The sequence below is a fragment of the uncultured Chryseobacterium sp. genome, assembly GCF_936933875.1.
Lineage (GTDB): Bacteria > Bacteroidota > Bacteroidia > Flavobacteriales > Weeksellaceae > CAKZIK01.
Genome location: NZ_CAKZIK010000065.1, coordinates 1 through 15,571 on the forward strand (window position 1 = coordinate 1; position 15,571 = coordinate 15,571).

The window sequence follows — 15,571 nt, forward strand, 5'->3', positions numbered from 1 at the left end:
AAAAAAGGCTCAGATTATAAAATCCAAGCCTAACTTTTCTACTTACATACTTCACGGGATAGTGTCTTAATTTTAAATAGCTAATCCCAATAAAAAAAGCGAACCATCACTGGTCCGCTTTCTTATTGTTGTTGTTTTGGCTTATTCGCAAAGAATAATACCTTTATCGTTGTTAAATTCAAGAACGCCGCTTTTGATCTCGTAGGAGAAAGCAGACTTGGCTTCCGTTTCTTTAGTCAGGTATTTCTCGTAAGCTGCACCAACTTTGTCTGTGTAGATCTTCACTTTACCGTTTACCAAGGCAGAAACTATCGCCGCGTGGTTCTTAAAAATCTGGAACTGGCCGCTTTTTCCAGGCAATAGAACAGACTCTACCTCGCCATCAAAAACTACATATTCCGGAGTTAAAATTTTTATATTCATTATTATGAAATTATAGATTGTAGATTTTAAATTATAAATTATTGCAATTCAATCTAAAATCTAAAATTTAACATTTAAAATTTCTTAAGCGTTTTCAGCAAGCATTTTTTGTCCTGCAGCAATCGCTTCTTCAATGGTTCCTTTTAGGTTGAATGCTGCTTCCGGATACTGATCCAGCTCACCATCTATGATCATATTAAATCCTTTTATGGTATCTTTGATATCTACCAAAGATCCCGGGATCCCTGTAAACTGCTCAGCAACGTGGAAAGGCTGAGATAAGAATCTCTGTACTTTTCTCGCTCTGTAAACCACCAATTTATCTTCTTCAGACAATTCTTCCATACCAAGGATTGCAATAATATCCTGCAATGCTTTGTATCTCTGAAGAATTTCTTTTACTCTCTGAGCACAGTTATAATGTTCTTCACCGATGATTTCCGGAGCCAAGATTCTTGACGTAGAAGCCAATGGATCTACCGCCGGATAAATACCCAAAGCTGCAATTTTTCTGTCCAATACTGTTGTAGCATCCAAGTGAGCAAACGTTGTTGCAGGAGCCGGGTCAGTTAAGTCATCCGCAGGTACGTAAACCGCCTGTACAGAAGTAATTGAACCATTTTTAGTAGAAGTAATTCTTTCCTGCATCGCACCCATTTCAGATGCCAAAGTTGGTTGGTAACCTACCGCAGAAGGCATACGTCCCAAAAGTGCAGACACCTCAGAACCAGCCTGTGTAAAACGGAAAATGTTATCTACGAAGAAAAGAACGTCTCTTCCCTGTCCTTGTCCGTCACCATCACGGAAATATTCTGCTATTGTAAGACCAGAAAGTGCTACTCTTGCTCTTGCTCCAGGTGGCTCGTTCATCTGTCCGAAAACGAAAGTTGCCTTAGAGTCTTTCATTTCTTCAAGATTTACTTTAGAAAGATCCCAACCTCCATTTTCCATAGAGTGCATGAAATCATCACCATATTTAATAATTCCGGACTCCAACATCTCTCTCAAAAGGTCGTTTCCTTCACGGGTTCTTTCACCTACTCCTGCGAATACAGAAAGACCACCGTGTCCTTTTGCGATATTGTTAATCAGTTCCTGGATCAATACTGTTTTACCTACACCTGCTCCACCGAACAATCCAATTTTACCTCCTTTTGCATAAGGCTCAATAAGGTCGATAACTTTAATCCCTGTGAATAAAACTTCAGCAGAAGTAGAAAGTTGGTCGAATTTTGGTGCTTCTCTGTGGATTGGCAATCCTCCTTCTTTAGAAATACTCTGGATACCGTCTATTGCGTCTCCTACTACATTAAACAATCTTCCGTTTACAGCCTCACCAATTGGCATGGTAATTTGCTGTCCCTGTCCGTAAACATCCTGTCCTCTTTGAAGACCGTCTGTTGCATCCATCGCGATACATCTTACAGAATCTTGACCGATGTGCTGCTCTACTTCAAGTACAACTTTTTCGCCGTTATGTTTAGTGATTTCCAGTGCGTCATAGATTTTTGGAAGCTCTTCTACTTCTGTAAAAACTACGTCGATTACCGGACCGATAATTTGAGAAATTTTTCCTTTAATTTGGTTTGCCATTGCTAAATTTTTTCGTGTGTGCAAATATAGTGATATTAAGGAAATCTACAATTGGTTAAAAAAAAGATTTTTGTCATATTTGCACCATTAAATTTTTCTTCTTTGAAAATCATTAAAAACTTAAATGAATACCATGAAAAAACACCTTTGGCGCTGTCTATTGGGATGTTTGATGGTGTTCATCTTGGTCATCAAACCATCATTAGACAACTGAATGACGTTGCCCATAACAAAGGTCTGCAATCCGCCATCCTCACTTTTTGGCCACATCCGAGAACAGTTTTCAACCCAAATGATGATTTGAAACTGCTCAACACGATTGAAGAAAAAACGTATCTGCTCGAAAAAAACGGCGTTCAACATTTATTTCTGAAAGAATTTGATGAAGCCTTCCGAAATTTAACCGGAGAAGAATTTGTGAGACAAATTTTGGTTGAAAAACTCAATGTAAAATATCTGATTATTGGTCACGACCATACTTTTGGGAAAAACCGAAGCGGAGATTTTGCATTACTGCAAAAAATGTCTTCTGAAGGTGGTTTTGAAGTTCAGCAAGTTGAAGCCGTGAATTTTCACGATAAAAATATCAGTTCTACCCAAATCCGAAATGCTTTGGCTGCGGGAAACGTCATCGAAGCTAACGCAATGTTGGGTTACGTTTATTCTATCAAAGGAATTGTGGTTGACGGAAAGAAAATAGGAAGAACAATTGGTTATCCCACTGCGAATATTCAAACCAATCCTATCAAACTTTTGCCTAAAAAAGGTGCCTACATCGTTGAAGTTTTTGTGAAAGATCAAAAATATAAGGGAATGTTGAGCATCGGAACCAATCCTACTGTGAATGGACAACAATTGTCAACAGAAGTTTTTATCCTTGATTTTGATGCCAATATTTATGGAGAAGAAATTTCTGTAAACTTCCGCGATTTTCTTCACGATGAAATTAAATTCGAATCTTTGGAAAAGTTGATTGAAAGGCTTGATGAAGATAAAGTGATGACGGAGAATTTTTCTTTCTGATTTTAAGAATTCAAAAACTCTCGCTGCAATTTTTTCGTTAACGATTTGAAGATTAATTCGTAGGAATGATCGATTAATTTTTTAATTAAATCCGGCTTCAATCCTTCACAAACTACGGAATTCCAATGCGTTTTGTTCATGTGATAAGCGCCTTCAATCTGCGGATACTGTTCGCGAAGTTCTCCGCTCCATTCCGGGTCGGTTTTCACACTGATGGTTAGGGGATGTTTTTCCAAAGGAATGAGCAGAAACATTTTTCCACCCACTTTCAGCACCAAAGTTTCACTGTCGAATGGAAAAGTTTCCTCCACACCTTTCTTCAGTGCGCAATATTCGAGTATCTCCTGAATTTCCATTTTTAAATGAGTGATAAATAATAGGTAATGAGTAATGTTTCAAACAAATTTACTACATTTAGAATTGCTTATTACTCAACTTTAATTACAGATTTTATTGTTATGAAAGCACTTGTTATCGGCGCAACCGGCGCTACAGGAAAAGATTTAGTTAATAAATTACTTGCAGATAAAGATTACGAAGAAGTAAATGTTTTCGTTCGCAAACCAATGAACATTGACAATACAAAGCTCAAAACGCACGTCGTAGATTTTGAAAAACCGGACGAATGGAAAAATCTTGTTCAGGGTGATGTTGCTTTTTCATGTCTTGGAACTACTCTGAAAGATGCTGGAAGCAAGGAAGCACAACGAAAAGTGGATTTCGATTACCAGTATAATTTTGCACAAGCCGCCAAAGAAAACGGGGTGGAAGATTATGTTTTAGTTTCTGCGTACGGTGCAAATCCCAACTCAAAAATTTTCTATTCACGAATGAAAGGCGAGCTGGAACAGGAAGTAAAAAAACTGCATTTTAACAAAATGACCATCTTCCAACCTGGAATACTCGAAAGAAAAGATACTGAAAGAGCCGGCGAAGTTTTGGGCGGAAAAATCATCAAAATCGCAAATAAATTAGGATTATTCGAAAGTCAGAAACCTTTGCCAACGGATGTTTTAGCTCAAGCGATGGTCAATTCATCCAAAATAAAATCCAACGGATATTCTAAAATAAAATTGGGAGGAATATTTGCGTTTGCGGAGAAAGTAAGGGATTAAGTTCCCGCAGATTGTGCTGATTTAATACTACAATCATAAGATTCCTAAAATAAAATTGCCACGAATTCATTAATAAAATTAATGAATTCGTGGCAAAATTTTTGGTAATAAAACTACTTCAAATACTTTGTAATCGCATCATCCGTAGGTTTTGTTGTACTTACAAAACTGTCGATGAGTTTTCCGTTTTCATCTACTAAAAACTTGGTAAAGTTCCATAGAATAGCAGAATTTTTTACGCCGTTCAGTTCTTTTTCGGTTAGATATTTAAAAATAGGCGCAGTGTCATCGCCCTTCACAGAGACTTTTGCCGCCATTGGAAAAGTTACACCATAATTTTTCTGACAGAAGGTTCCTATTTCCGCATTGCTTCCCGGCTCCTGCCCACCGAAATTATTGGCTGGAAATCCTACAATCACCAGTTTGTCTTTGTTAGCTTCATATAATTTTTCCAAGTCTGCATATTGAGGAGTAAAACCGCATTCTGAAGCGGTGTTCACAATCAAAATTTTCTTCCCTTTGAAATCCGCGAAATTAATTTCGCTTCCGTCCAAAGCTTCCACCTTGTAATCATAAATTGTTTTTCCCATTTCCTTTTCCGTATTTGCCTGTGAAGTTTCAGATTTCTGTCCGGTGCAGCTTTTTAGAAAAGCCACTACAGAAAGCAGTACAATAAATAATTTTTTCATGACTTAAAATTTAAAAGTATTCGCAGGGAAAACTTTGTTGGTTTCAATTTTATTCAGCAACATCACATAATCGCTGTCCTTTTTTGGGGAAGATGCTTCAATTCGGAAAGGCATCAAAAGACTTCCGATTTTTCTGTAATCTCCATACACCAAAGTTTCATCCTTATTGATTTCTTTTAGCAGCATATACGTTTTTACATCAAAATAATAACGTGTTTTATTAACGTTTTTCGTCAGTTCCACCACAAAGGTTGTTGCATCTCCTACTTTATCTTTTCCAATCAGTTTGGCATCAAAACCTTTGCTTTCCCAATCGATAAAATCGTTGTCAAAACTTTCCGCATTATAGTTTGGATATTCCTGCAGTTTGTTGGCTGCATAATTCATCGCATATCCTTTTTTACCGTCAAATCCTTCAATCGGTGTTTCTTTTTTACCGATAGTTATTACAGTTTTGGTTAAATTCGGTCTTTGCTGATAAATTTTTATTGGGTAAGAATCGTTGATTCCGAGTGTTACTTTTCCCTGCAGCATTACGGAGTTCAACAGTTTCCAGTTGGTTAATCCCCCAGAAAGTTCAATGTTTTTGTCAATGATATCCTTCGCAGTTTGTGCATTTACCGCACATGTCAACATCATTACAATGACTAAAAGTACCTTTTTCATTCGTTCTATTAAGATTCCAAATATATGTTTTTTATTTATTAGTTACTAGTTTGCTGTTACTAGTTATTAGTTAAGAGCAATTCGTTTTGAAAATAAATTCATTTTTTGGGTCCTCATTTTAACTACTACCTTTTAACTGTTAACTAATACCTTTCTTCAATATTTCTTTTGCTTTTTCCAAATCTTCGGGAACATCAATTCCAACGCCCACAAAATCAGTTTCTATCATCTTGATTTTCATGCCGTTTTCGAGGTAACGGATGCACTCAATTTTTTCGAGTTTTTCTAGAGATGTCATTTCCAGTTCAGAAAATTTCAGCAAGGCTTCTTTCCGGAAAGCATAAACGCCAATATGCTTGAAATATTCTGCCTCAATGGTCTTTTCCCGATGATATGGAATTACCGAACGGCTAAAATACAGCGCAAAACCTTTTAAATCCGTAATGACTTTTACATTGTTGGGATTTTCTACTTCTTCTGGTTCGTGGAGTTTGTTTTTCAGTGAAGCCAAAGAGATTTCCTTCTTTTCATCTTGATGAAAAACCTGAATCAGTTGGTTTAAAGGCTCCGTTTTCAAAAAAGGTTCATCGCCCTGAACATTGATGACGATATCGCATTCAATATTTTGTATAGCTTCTGCAATTCTGTCGCTTCCTGTTTCGTGTTGTCCCGTCATTACAGCATTTCCGCCATTTTTTTGAATTTCATCAAAAATAATTTCAGAATCTGTCGCCACGAAAACTTCATCAAACAATCCGGTTTCCACAACGTTTTTGTAAGTAGTTGAAATCACGGTTTTTTCTCCCAAAATTTCCATGAGTTTACCTGGAAATCTTGAAGCTTCATAACGGGCAGGAATAACGGCGATTATTTTCATATGAAATTATGAATTATGAATTATGAATTATGAATTTTTGATGTTACTTTTTGTAGTAATAATAATGCTTCGAAGAATTTTCAGGATTTCTGTCGCATCATTTTTCAAATTTGAAAATTCGATTTCTGAAATATCATTCGTTGCAAACAACAACTCTAACCAATAAATTGTTTCATCACATTATTTCTGAGCAATTGATAATTTATGAATGAAATCCAATTTACTTTGTGCATTCAAGCCTTCGCGAACATTTGCGCCAATTGAAGTACCGGATCGTAAAATCTGCTTTGACAAAATAAATTCTCTTTTTTCCGAAGAAAATTTTCTATAAAAATCAATTATTACAACAGCAAAATCAAAGGTTTTCTTTGCAATTGGATTTTCATTCATCAATCATCATTCATCATTTATAATTATTTCAGTTTTGAAAGCGCCGTCTCTAATCTCGGAAGCATTGCTTTAATTTCATCAAGACTTAAACCTCCTGCTGAAGCACGGAACCAAGCCATATTTCTAGAATTTCCAAATGCTGAAAACGGAACCAAAGCAACACCGGCCTCGTTAATCAAATAAAAAACTAAATCTGAAGAATCCACAATTTGCGAACCGTCCGGTTTTGTTTTTCCGATGTAATCCAACTCAACAGTTAAGTACAAAGCTCCCATTGGTTTAATGCTCTCTACGCGAAAACCACGTGATTTCATGTTCTGAATTCCTTCGTGAAGTGTTTTCAGACTTTCCGCAATCTTTCCTTTAAAATCGTCAACAAAAGCATTTACCTGAGCCGAATCATCAAGATATTGCGCTACTGCTTCCTGTTCCGGCTTTGGAGCCCAAGCTCCAACATGAGTGAGGAAAGCTTTCATCTTATCTATAATTTCGCTCGGACCAAATCCCCAACCAACGCGAACTCCAGTTGCTGCGAAACATTTTGAAGTTCCATCAATAAAAATCGTGTAATCTTTCAGCTCCGGAAACAAGGAAACCGGATTAAAATGCTCCTCGCCAAAAGTTAACATCGAATAAATTTGGTCGTACATTAAATAAAGAGCTTTTTCGTCTGCTCCTCTTTTTTTATTTTCCTCAAGAACCAGTTCACAGATTTCCGTTAACTGTTCTTTGGTAAACATGGTCCCGGTTGGATTCAACGGGGAACATAAAGCCAAAAGTACAGCACCTTCCAAATGCGGCTTTAAATCATCTGCCGTTGGAAGAAAATTATTCGCTTGCGAAGTTTCAACTTCAATTTTATCAGCGTGAGTAAGATAGGCGTAATGGTTATTGTTCCATGATGGAATTGGGTAAACCACTTTGTCACCTTCATCCACAATGGTTTTAAAAGTAGCATAAATTAACGGACGCGAACCTCCTGCAACCAAAATATCGTTTTCAGAATAATCTAAATTCCAACGGTTTTTAATGTCCTTAGAAACTGCTTTTCTTAAAGAAGCCAAACCGTTTGAAGGCGGATAATTGGTTAAATTTTCCTGATAAGCTTTCTGAATATTGGCTTTCAGTTTAGCCGGAATTGGGTAAATATTGGAATTGAGGTCGCCAATCGTAAGATTGGCAATTTCTGCACCCTGCGCTTTCATGTCGTTCACCTGATTTCCGATTTTAATAATCTCGGAACCAATAAGGTTTTGAGCTAGTTTTGATACTTTCACGTTTATTTTTGTTAGGATTTATATTTAAAAAGCGGTGCAAAGATAGTGTTCTTCAACCGCTTTTCAATCTTTCAGCATGTTATGCTTACTTTATTTTGTAAAATTGAATTTTGAAGTTTATTTTTTTAACTAAAGCCTTCTATTTTCAATAATAAGATTAATTTTTTACAGTTTCAGATCGGTTTTTACTTGGTCTATTTTTGACTCTAAGGAAACCAGCTTTTCTTTGAAATCCTGTTCTGAAGTAATTCGGTCTTTCACAGAAACATAAAACTTAATTTTCGGTTCTGTACCGGAAGGTCTTACGCAAACTTTTGTACCGTCTTCAGTATAGAAAATCAAAACATTGGATTTTGGAATTTCGTCCATTACAGAAGTTGAATTGGTAGCTACATCTGTTTTTGTTTGCTCTTTGTAGTCTTTAATTAGCGCAACTGAAGAGCCTGCAATTTGTTTTGGTGGATTTTCGCGGAAATCCTTCATCATCTGCTGAATTTCTTCTGCACCGGTTCTTCCCTTTCTCACCACATTAATCAAACCTTCATAGTACATTCCGAGGTCTTTATAAATCTCTATCATGTATTGGAACATGGAACTTCCGTTCGCTTTACACCATGCTGCAATTTCACAGGCCAAAAGAATGGAACCGCAGGAATCTTTATCGCGAACGAAATCTCCGGTCATAAATCCGAAACTTTCTTCGCCACCACAGATAAATTTCTCCTGACCTTCAACATCACGAATCATCTTACCAATCCATTTAAAACCGGTTAATCCAACTTTACAGTCAACTCCAAATTTTTTAGCGATATCGTAGAAAATATCAGAAGTTACGATGGTAGAACCTATGAATTCTTTTCCGGTAATTCTTCCGGCTTTTTTCCATTGGTCGAGAATATAGTAAGTTAAAATCGTGTTGCATTGGTTTCCGTTCAGCAGCTGAAGTTCGCCATCCAAATTTTTCACTGCAATCCCGAGTCTGTCTCCATCCGGGTCTGTTCCGATAACAATGTCCGCGTTGGTAATTTTTGCTAACTCAAGAGCCATAGCCAAAGCCGCAGGTTCTTCAGGATTTGGAGATTCTACAGTCGGGAAATTTCCGCTTGGAATCATTTGTTCCGTTACCAAATCAATTTTCTTGAAACCAGCTTTTTCTAAAGCTTTTGGAACGGTGGTATAAGTAGTTCCGTGAATAGACGTGAAAACAATATTCAGATTATCGTAACCTACTTTATCCTTTTGATACAATGAATTTTCGATACATGCATCAATGTAAACATCGTCCTGAGCTTCATCCACCCATTCAATCAAATCATCGTTCCCATTGAATTTGATGTCCTCAAATTTTACGGAATAAACTTCCTTAATAATGGCATCATCATGAGGTGGAACAATCTGCGCACCGTCATTCCAATACACTTTGTATCCGTTATATTCAGGTGGATTATGAGAAGCCGTTAAAACAATTCCGGCATTACATTTTTTATTACGAACCGTAAATGAAAGTTCCGGAGTTGGCCTGTGTTCTTTAAAAAGTAAAACTTTAATTCCGTTCGCTGTAAGCACATCAGCACAAATTTTTCCGAATTCTTTTGAGTTATTTCTTACGTCATAAGCAATGGCTACTTTTATTTCCTCGTTTGGAAACTGCTGATGAAGATAATTGGCCAAACCTTGGGTTGCCTGTCCCAAAGTATATTTGTTCAAACGGTTGGTTCCAACTCCCATTACACCACGCATTCCACCAGTTCCGAATTCCAGTTCACGGTAGAAAGAATCTTCAAGTTCGTCGGAATCTGTATCAATCCACTGCTGAATTGTTTTTTTTGTTTCTTCGTCAAAAGTATCTGTTAACCAGAGTTTTGCTTTGTCTAAAGTTGTCATCGTTTATAGATATTTTTTGTTTGAAAGTTTGATTGGATTTGAAATTGTTGATAATGTTTGAACTGTATCAAACAAATTCAAACTATTTCGAACAACATCAAACTATTCTTCTTATTTTAAAATTTTGTTCTGAACGTTCGCTGTCTTCTCAATTTTAAAAGCACGAATCGGGTCGTTATAGTATACCAACTTCGCGGTATTTTTTACAGTCCCTTTCAAGGTGTCTTTTACATTTATTTCAGCGTAACTTCCGTTTTGGCAATCTATTTTTAAATTTTCGATTTTCCAGAAAGGTGCAATTAAACTCGCCGTATCAGCAATTTTCAAAGTTGCATCCTTGGTTTTCCCCATAAAATTGGCGCGGCTTGTGTTCAGCATTTCTACTTCTGCTCTCCTCGTATTTACCGAGCCTATAAATTTAGCATTATTTTTTAAATTTAGCCTAAAGTTATCGGTCTTAATTTCGCTTGAAATGTTCAGTTCAACAGAATCTGAAACAGAAATTTTTTCCGGACTGTACTTTGAATAAATGGTGATGTTGTAGAAATCCACACCCTGAGTTTCCCGTCTTTCTTTAATTGTTAAAGTTTTATCGTTTACCTTTATTTTCAGGTTGTTTCCCACGTTTTCGTACGTTTCAACATTTACAAAATTTTGTGGACTTTTAATAAAGAAAACACGAAATTTTCCCTGCAAATCGATGTTTACAAAATCTTCTACTTTTTTATCCTGAGTGATGATTTCTCCTTTTGGTTTTACTTTTCCGCAGGAAAACAAAAAGAACATTATGAGAAGAAAAGAAACATTTATTATATATAAACCAATATTTCGGTGCTCTGCACCTTTATTTTTTTTTCCAAGCATATTTTCTACCAATATGTCGCGACTATGTCGCTTTTCAATTTTTCTGAATAAACTTCCAGCTTCGTGCTGCGGTCTTCAAACTTCTAAATTACTTCTTCAATATGATAATTTTTGTGGTCGCGATTGGTTCGGATAATCATCTCACCAAGGAAACCTGCAACGAAAAGTAATGTTCCTAAAATCATCATCGTTAAAGCAATGTAGAAGAAAGGATTGTCAGCAATTAAATGTCCGTAAATTCCTTTGGAAACGTCGATTAATTTTGAAATTCCAAGCCAAAGTGCCGATAAAAATCCAATGATGAACATTAAAGTTCCAACGGCTCCGAAAAAATGCATCGGCCGTCCTCCGAAACGGCTTACAAACCAAAGTGTTACCAAATCCAAAAAGCCGCGTACAAATCTTTCTGTCCCGAATTTTGAACTTCCGTAGGGTCTCGCCTGATGTTGCACTTCCTTCTCTGTAATTTTTCTGAAGCCTGCATTTGCCGCCAAAACAGGAATGTAACGGTGCATATCTCCGTAAACATCGATGGATTTTACCACCTGCTTTCTGTAGGCCTTCAAGCCGCAATTGAAATCATGCAAATAAACTCCGGAAACCTTTCTCGCGGCTGCATTAAACAGTTTTGACGGAATATTTTTCGTCATCACATTATCAAAACGCTTCTTCTTCCATCCTGAAACAATATCGTAGTTCTCGTTTTTCACCATCGCATACAGTTCCGGAATTTCTTCAGGAAAGTCCTGCAAATCAGCATCCATGGTAACCACAACTTCACCATTCGCACGCTCAAAAGCAGCATGTAAAGCCTGAGATTTCCCATAGTTACGAGAGAATTTAATTCCATGAACTTGGGGATACTGAACTTTTAGATTTTCAATAATGCTCCAAGATAGGTCAGTACTTCCGTCGTCCACAAACCAAATTTCGTAAGACAAATTTGCAACATTGCAAACATTGTCGATTCTTGTGAAAAGTTCTTCCAAAGATTCCTCCTCGTTTAAAAGGGGAATTATAATTGATATATTAAGATTATTCAAAGTAAAAAATTAATAAAATTACTGTGCGCTTTTGCTCCTGAAAAACGCTCCAAAAAACACCGACAAAATTAAGTAAAAAATAAGGATTGCAGCAAAGTAAGCTGAAAAATGACTTGCTGTTAACATGTCCTTATCTTTCACTTTTTCCGGAGCAAAACTTTGCATTCTTTCTTGATATTTTTTCTCCAAATCCTGAATATCTTGGTCTTTTGCCAGAATTTTTTTTGCAGATTCGTATTCTTTGTTCAGTTCAGCTTTCTGTCTTTCAACATATTGGTAATTTAATAAATCTTTCGCGCCTTTGTCCACATAATTTAAATAAATAAACATGCTTAGCATCGAAAGAAAACCACCTACAAACATCGTTGTAAAAGCCTTGCTGAAAGCTTCTTTGAAAGTAATAGTATTATGCTCTTTCCAATAACTTCTTACTGCAATAAAAGCAAATGCACAGTACAAAACTGGCAATAAAAAAGCATTGATTTTAATAGAATTGTCGAAATAATTTACTCCGCTGATGAAATAAGCGATGAAAAAAATTATCATCGTGATAATGAATAAGATAAGGCCGAGTAACACAGGTTTTTTTATCATAAATAAATTTTAGGTTTCAGTTTTTCTGAAAATTTGTATATTTGCACCGGCAAGTCCTAAACAACCAGCTCCTGAAAATCCTCCAGGGTGGGAACGCAGCAAAGGTAATCGGTTGTAGCGGTGTGATTTAGGTAGCTTGCCATTTTTTATTTCTTTTTATTTCTTTTTTCCTTTACTAAGTCTTCTACCAGTTTTATATTTTTCCAGGTTTTTCCGTTTCGGATACTCATGATTGTGCTATTTGAAACATTGAATCGCTGTGCCAATTTTGCATCAGGATCCCCTTTTTTCAGTCTTTTTTTGATGTACAGCACATCGGCTTCAGAAAGTTTTCTGTGATTGGCCGGAGCGGGAATATTATAAAACTGCATTTTGAATCGGTGGAGAATAAGTTTTGGCTGCTGCGAATGTCGTGCATTAATTTCTTTCTGGCTCGCCCAGGCCAAATTATCCACATGATTATTGGTTTTGTCGAAATCTTTATGAATAACAAAAACTCTGTCTTCTTCCAACGGTTTCTCCAAGAAATATTCTGCAACAAGTCGATGAATTACCAAAATAACAGACTTCTCTCTTTTCTTCTGAATTTTATGGTTCTGCTTTTTCTTTTTCTCTCTTAGCTTGTCACGCTCTTTTTTATATTGTGCCAATTTCAAAGGCTGATATCTGAATTTGGCCACATTATTTCGCGATTCCTGATATTGTGCATCAATTTCAGCCAAAATAGCAAGTTCCTTTTTAGAGGCGGGTTGATATGTTTTGTAAACATAGCTGGGAACTCCACCTATAATAGTCCCATTCGTAATTCTACCTTCCGGAGAAAGATGGTTATAAATCTTCAGACGCCCGAAATTCGAAACTTCAAACTTAGTAAAACTTGTACCTTCGGTAGATGATGGATGTTCCACCCAGATTTCCTTCTTCATTCAATTTAAATTTCAACAAATTTACAAAATTTTTGGTATCCCACATTTCGTTAAAATAATGTTGGCGTTTTTAACACTCGAATTCTTCTCCCAATTTTGGTAAAACCAATTCCACTCCTTTTTCTTCGAAAATTTTTAAAGCTTCTTCATGATTAATGGTAATCGGCGGAAAAGTATCGAAATGGCAACCAATAACCTTAGGTGTTTTCAACAATTGTTTTGCGGCATAACTCGCTTTTGTAGGACACATGGTGTAATGTGAACCAATTGGTAAAATCGACAAACTGATTTCTCCAAAAAGTTCCGGGAAAATCTTCATGTCCGCCATAACTCCGGTATCACCTGCAAAATACACGTTTTTGCCATCGAATCTAAAAATATATCCACAAGGTTGACCTCCATAAGTTCCATCCGGAAAACTTGAAGTGTGAGAAGCCGGAACCATCGAAATCTTCAAATCATCAATTTTTGCTGAGCCGCCAAAATTGATATCAATGGAATTTGGATGATTGTAATAACCACAAATTTCAGGTTGAGCAATGATTTGAGCGTTTGGATGATGCTCCAACACTTCTTTCACATCAGCAGTATGATCGCCGTGAGCGTGAGTAATCAAGACATAATCAATTTTTTGTGCTGAAATATCAAATTTGGATTTATCTTTTTGATAATTATAAAAAGGGTCCGAAAGGATATTTTTGCCTTTATACGTGAACAGAAAACAGTTCTGCCCGAGAAATTTTATTTTCATTTTTCGTTAATTTTTAGTCGTTCATATAATATAAAAAAAGTGAATAAATAATAAATAAAAGTGCATTTAGAACTAAAAGTACTTTACTGTTTTCAAACTTTTTAAAAAATACCATAATTGAAGTTAAAACCAATAAGTTAATGGGAATTGTAAATATCATAATTTGTGGTGAAATTCCGAAAGGTGAATTTATTTCACTTATTATTTCAAATGTAACCCATAAATAAAAGAGGTTCAGAATGAAAATTCCGATTGCGATAATTTTATTGATTAGAGAAATTTTCAAGTATTTTAGATTTAGTAATTCCTGCCGAATGCGCTTTATAAATAATTTCTATCTAGATTTCGTTCCTAATGCAACAACTTCTTCAAGTACCTTGTAACATTTTACATTTCTTACTAATTAAAATAATTTAATCCGAAAGCCAATAAAACTGCCATCATCAAAGTGATAATCCCGACTTGCTTTAAAAATGGGTCGAGTTCTTTTGGTTCTTTCACTGCCATAATTTTTCGGCGCAAACCTACCAACGGAAGCAGCAAAATCATCACGATAAATGCATAATAATTTCCTTGGGTGTGAAGTCCGTTCGTCATCAAGAAAACCAAAATTAAAATGATAGGAAGCTGCAGCAAAACCATTTCGTAAATCATCGCGTTTCTGAAACCGAGTCTCAAAGCCAAAGATTTCTTTCCGGAAAGTCTGTCGCTTTCGATATCGCGCATATTATTTAAATTAAGAACTGCAGCGCTCATTAATCCTGCAGCTGCAGCCGGAATTAAAACATCCCAGTCGAAAGTTTTAGTGAACAGAAAATAACTACCTCCAACAGAAACCAATCCGAAAAAAATAAACACCATCAAATCTCCCAAACCTAAATAGCCATAAGGTTTTTTGCCCACAGTGTAACCAATAGCAGCTAAAATACAGGCAATTCCCAAACCTATGAAAATCCAGAATTCCTTCATAAAATCAGGAAAAAAAGCTAGATAAAGTAATGCTAAAGTCGCAATTAATGATAAAGCCGAAAATAAAATGACAGCGTCTTTCATTTGTCCGGCTGTAATTTTACCGGACGCTACGGCTCTTTGTTCGGCTTCGTTGATACGGAGTTTATCGGTTCCCTTTACGCCGTCGCCATAATCATTCGCGTAATTTGATAAAATCTGATAAAGCAAAGTTACAAGCAAAGCCAGCGCAAAAATTCGCCAGTCCCACTCTTTTCCTTCGTTATGTAAACGCCACATCGCGATAAACGAACCCATGATAATTCCGCTGATAGAAAGCGGTAAAGTTCTTAAACGAGCAGCCTGAATCCAATCCTTCATAAAATATAAGTAATGAGTAATAAGTAATGAGCAATAATCAAAATTTCTTATTGCTCATTACCAAATACTTATGTTAAGAAATCCACTGATTATCTCCGAAATCCGGTTTTCTTTTTTCGAGGAAGGC

16 protein-coding genes, 1 other RNA gene and 1 pseudogene are annotated in these 15,571 nt (G+C 36.2%); 3 read left to right on the plus strand and 15 right to left on the minus strand.

Annotated elements, in window-relative coordinates:
* Positions 1–141: 141 nt before the first annotated feature.
* Together Q0252_RS08785 and atpD are read right to left on the minus strand one after the other, a co-directional pair.
* Entirely contained in the window at positions 142–423 is a 282-nt protein-coding gene (locus tag Q0252_RS08785; RefSeq protein ID WP_297985417.1) for a F0F1 ATP synthase subunit epsilon, read from the minus strand.
* An 84-nt stretch (positions 424–507) separates the two neighbouring features.
* On the minus strand, positions 508–2,016 hold the full coding sequence (gene atpD / locus Q0252_RS08790) for a F0F1 ATP synthase subunit beta (RefSeq protein ID WP_297985419.1): 1,509 nt from the start codon (positions 2,014–2,016) through the stop codon (positions 508–510).
* 102 nt (positions 2,017–2,118) lie between these two features.
* On the opposite strand from atpD, the gene Q0252_RS08795 reads away from it, so the two are divergent.
* On the plus strand, positions 2,119–3,039 hold the full coding sequence (locus Q0252_RS08795) for a bifunctional riboflavin kinase/FAD synthetase (protein ID WP_297985420.1): 921 nt from the start codon (positions 2,119–2,121) through the stop codon (positions 3,037–3,039).
* A 2-nt stretch (positions 3,040–3,041) separates the two neighbouring features.
* Here Q0252_RS08795 and Q0252_RS08800 read toward each other — a convergent pair whose 3' ends face one another.
* On the minus strand, positions 3,042–3,395 hold the full coding sequence (locus Q0252_RS08800) for an MmcQ/YjbR family DNA-binding protein (protein WP_297985421.1): 354 nt from the start codon (positions 3,393–3,395) through the stop codon (positions 3,042–3,044).
* 102 nt (positions 3,396–3,497) lie between these two features.
* Here Q0252_RS08800 and Q0252_RS08805 point away from each other — a divergent pair, with 102 nt between their 5' ends.
* Complete coding sequence (locus tag Q0252_RS08805) at positions 3,498–4,154, plus strand: NAD(P)H-binding protein (RefSeq protein WP_297985435.1); 657 nt, start codon at positions 3,498–3,500, stop codon at positions 4,152–4,154.
* Positions 4,155–4,267: 113 nt separating this feature from the next.
* Here the strand turns inward: Q0252_RS08805 and Q0252_RS08810 are convergent, their stop codons facing one another.
* From Q0252_RS08810 to Q0252_RS08850, 9 genes and pseudogenes are all read right to left on the minus strand, one after another.
* On the minus strand, positions 4,268–4,843 hold the full coding sequence (locus Q0252_RS08810; RefSeq protein WP_297985422.1) for a glutathione peroxidase: 576 nt from the start codon (positions 4,841–4,843) through the stop codon (positions 4,268–4,270).
* A gap of 3 nt (positions 4,844–4,846) precedes the next feature.
* Entirely contained in the window at positions 4,847–5,509 is a 663-nt protein-coding gene (locus Q0252_RS08815; protein ID WP_297985424.1) for a histidine kinase, read from the minus strand.
* Positions 5,510–5,648: 139 nt separating this feature from the next.
* The gene (kdsB, locus tag Q0252_RS08820) at positions 5,649–6,386 is read right to left on the minus strand and encodes a 3-deoxy-manno-octulosonate cytidylyltransferase (protein WP_297985425.1); all 738 of its coding nucleotides are present in this window, start codon (positions 6,384–6,386) and stop codon (positions 5,649–5,651) included.
* A gap of 27 nt (positions 6,387–6,413) precedes the next feature.
* Positions 6,414–6,776 (minus strand): annotated as a pseudogene (locus Q0252_RS08825) (four helix bundle protein).
* A gap of 23 nt (positions 6,777–6,799) precedes the next feature.
* The gene (locus Q0252_RS08830) at positions 6,800–8,053 is read right to left on the minus strand and encodes an aminotransferase class I/II-fold pyridoxal phosphate-dependent enzyme (RefSeq protein WP_297985426.1); all 1,254 of its coding nucleotides are present in this window, start codon (positions 8,051–8,053) and stop codon (positions 6,800–6,802) included.
* Between the two features lie 165 nt (positions 8,054–8,218).
* Positions 8,219–9,937 carry a phospho-sugar mutase gene (locus Q0252_RS08835; protein ID WP_297985427.1) on the minus strand — a complete coding sequence of 573 codons (1,719 nt, stop codon included), beginning with the start codon at positions 9,935–9,937 and terminating at the stop codon, positions 8,219–8,221.
* Positions 9,938–10,048: 111 nt separating this feature from the next.
* Positions 10,049–10,801: a DUF2807 domain-containing protein gene (locus Q0252_RS08840; protein ID WP_297985428.1), complete on the minus strand. Its 753-nt coding sequence runs from the start codon at positions 10,799–10,801 to the stop codon at positions 10,049–10,051.
* Between the two features lie 83 nt (positions 10,802–10,884).
* Positions 10,885–11,844, minus strand: a complete 960-nt coding sequence (locus tag Q0252_RS08845; RefSeq protein ID WP_297985430.1) for a glycosyltransferase — start codon at positions 11,842–11,844, stop codon at positions 10,885–10,887.
* An 18-nt stretch (positions 11,845–11,862) separates the two neighbouring features.
* Entirely contained in the window at positions 11,863–12,438 is a 576-nt protein-coding gene (locus tag Q0252_RS08850; protein WP_297985431.1) for a DUF4199 domain-containing protein, read from the minus strand.
* Between the two features lie 47 nt (positions 12,439–12,485).
* On the opposite strand from Q0252_RS08850, the gene ffs reads away from it, so the two are divergent.
* An RNA gene (ffs, locus tag Q0252_RS08855) (signal recognition particle sRNA small type) lies at positions 12,486–12,583 on the plus strand.
* Between the two features lies 1 nt (position 12,584).
* On the opposite strand, the gene Q0252_RS08860 is transcribed toward ffs, so the two are convergent.
* From Q0252_RS08860 to menA, 3 genes are all read right to left on the minus strand, one after another.
* Positions 12,585–13,364 (minus strand): HNH endonuclease, encoded by a 780-nt coding sequence (locus tag Q0252_RS08860; protein ID WP_297985432.1) that lies wholly within the window; start codon positions 13,362–13,364, stop codon positions 12,585–12,587.
* 70 nt (positions 13,365–13,434) lie between these two features.
* Positions 13,435–14,115: a metal-dependent hydrolase gene (locus Q0252_RS08865; RefSeq protein ID WP_297985433.1), complete on the minus strand. Its 681-nt coding sequence runs from the start codon at positions 14,113–14,115 to the stop codon at positions 13,435–13,437.
* A 399-nt stretch (positions 14,116–14,514) separates the two neighbouring features.
* The gene (menA, locus tag Q0252_RS08870) at positions 14,515–15,444 is read right to left on the minus strand and encodes a 1,4-dihydroxy-2-naphthoate octaprenyltransferase (protein ID WP_297985434.1); all 930 of its coding nucleotides are present in this window, start codon (positions 15,442–15,444) and stop codon (positions 14,515–14,517) included.
* Between the last annotated feature and the right edge of the window lie 127 nt (positions 15,445–15,571).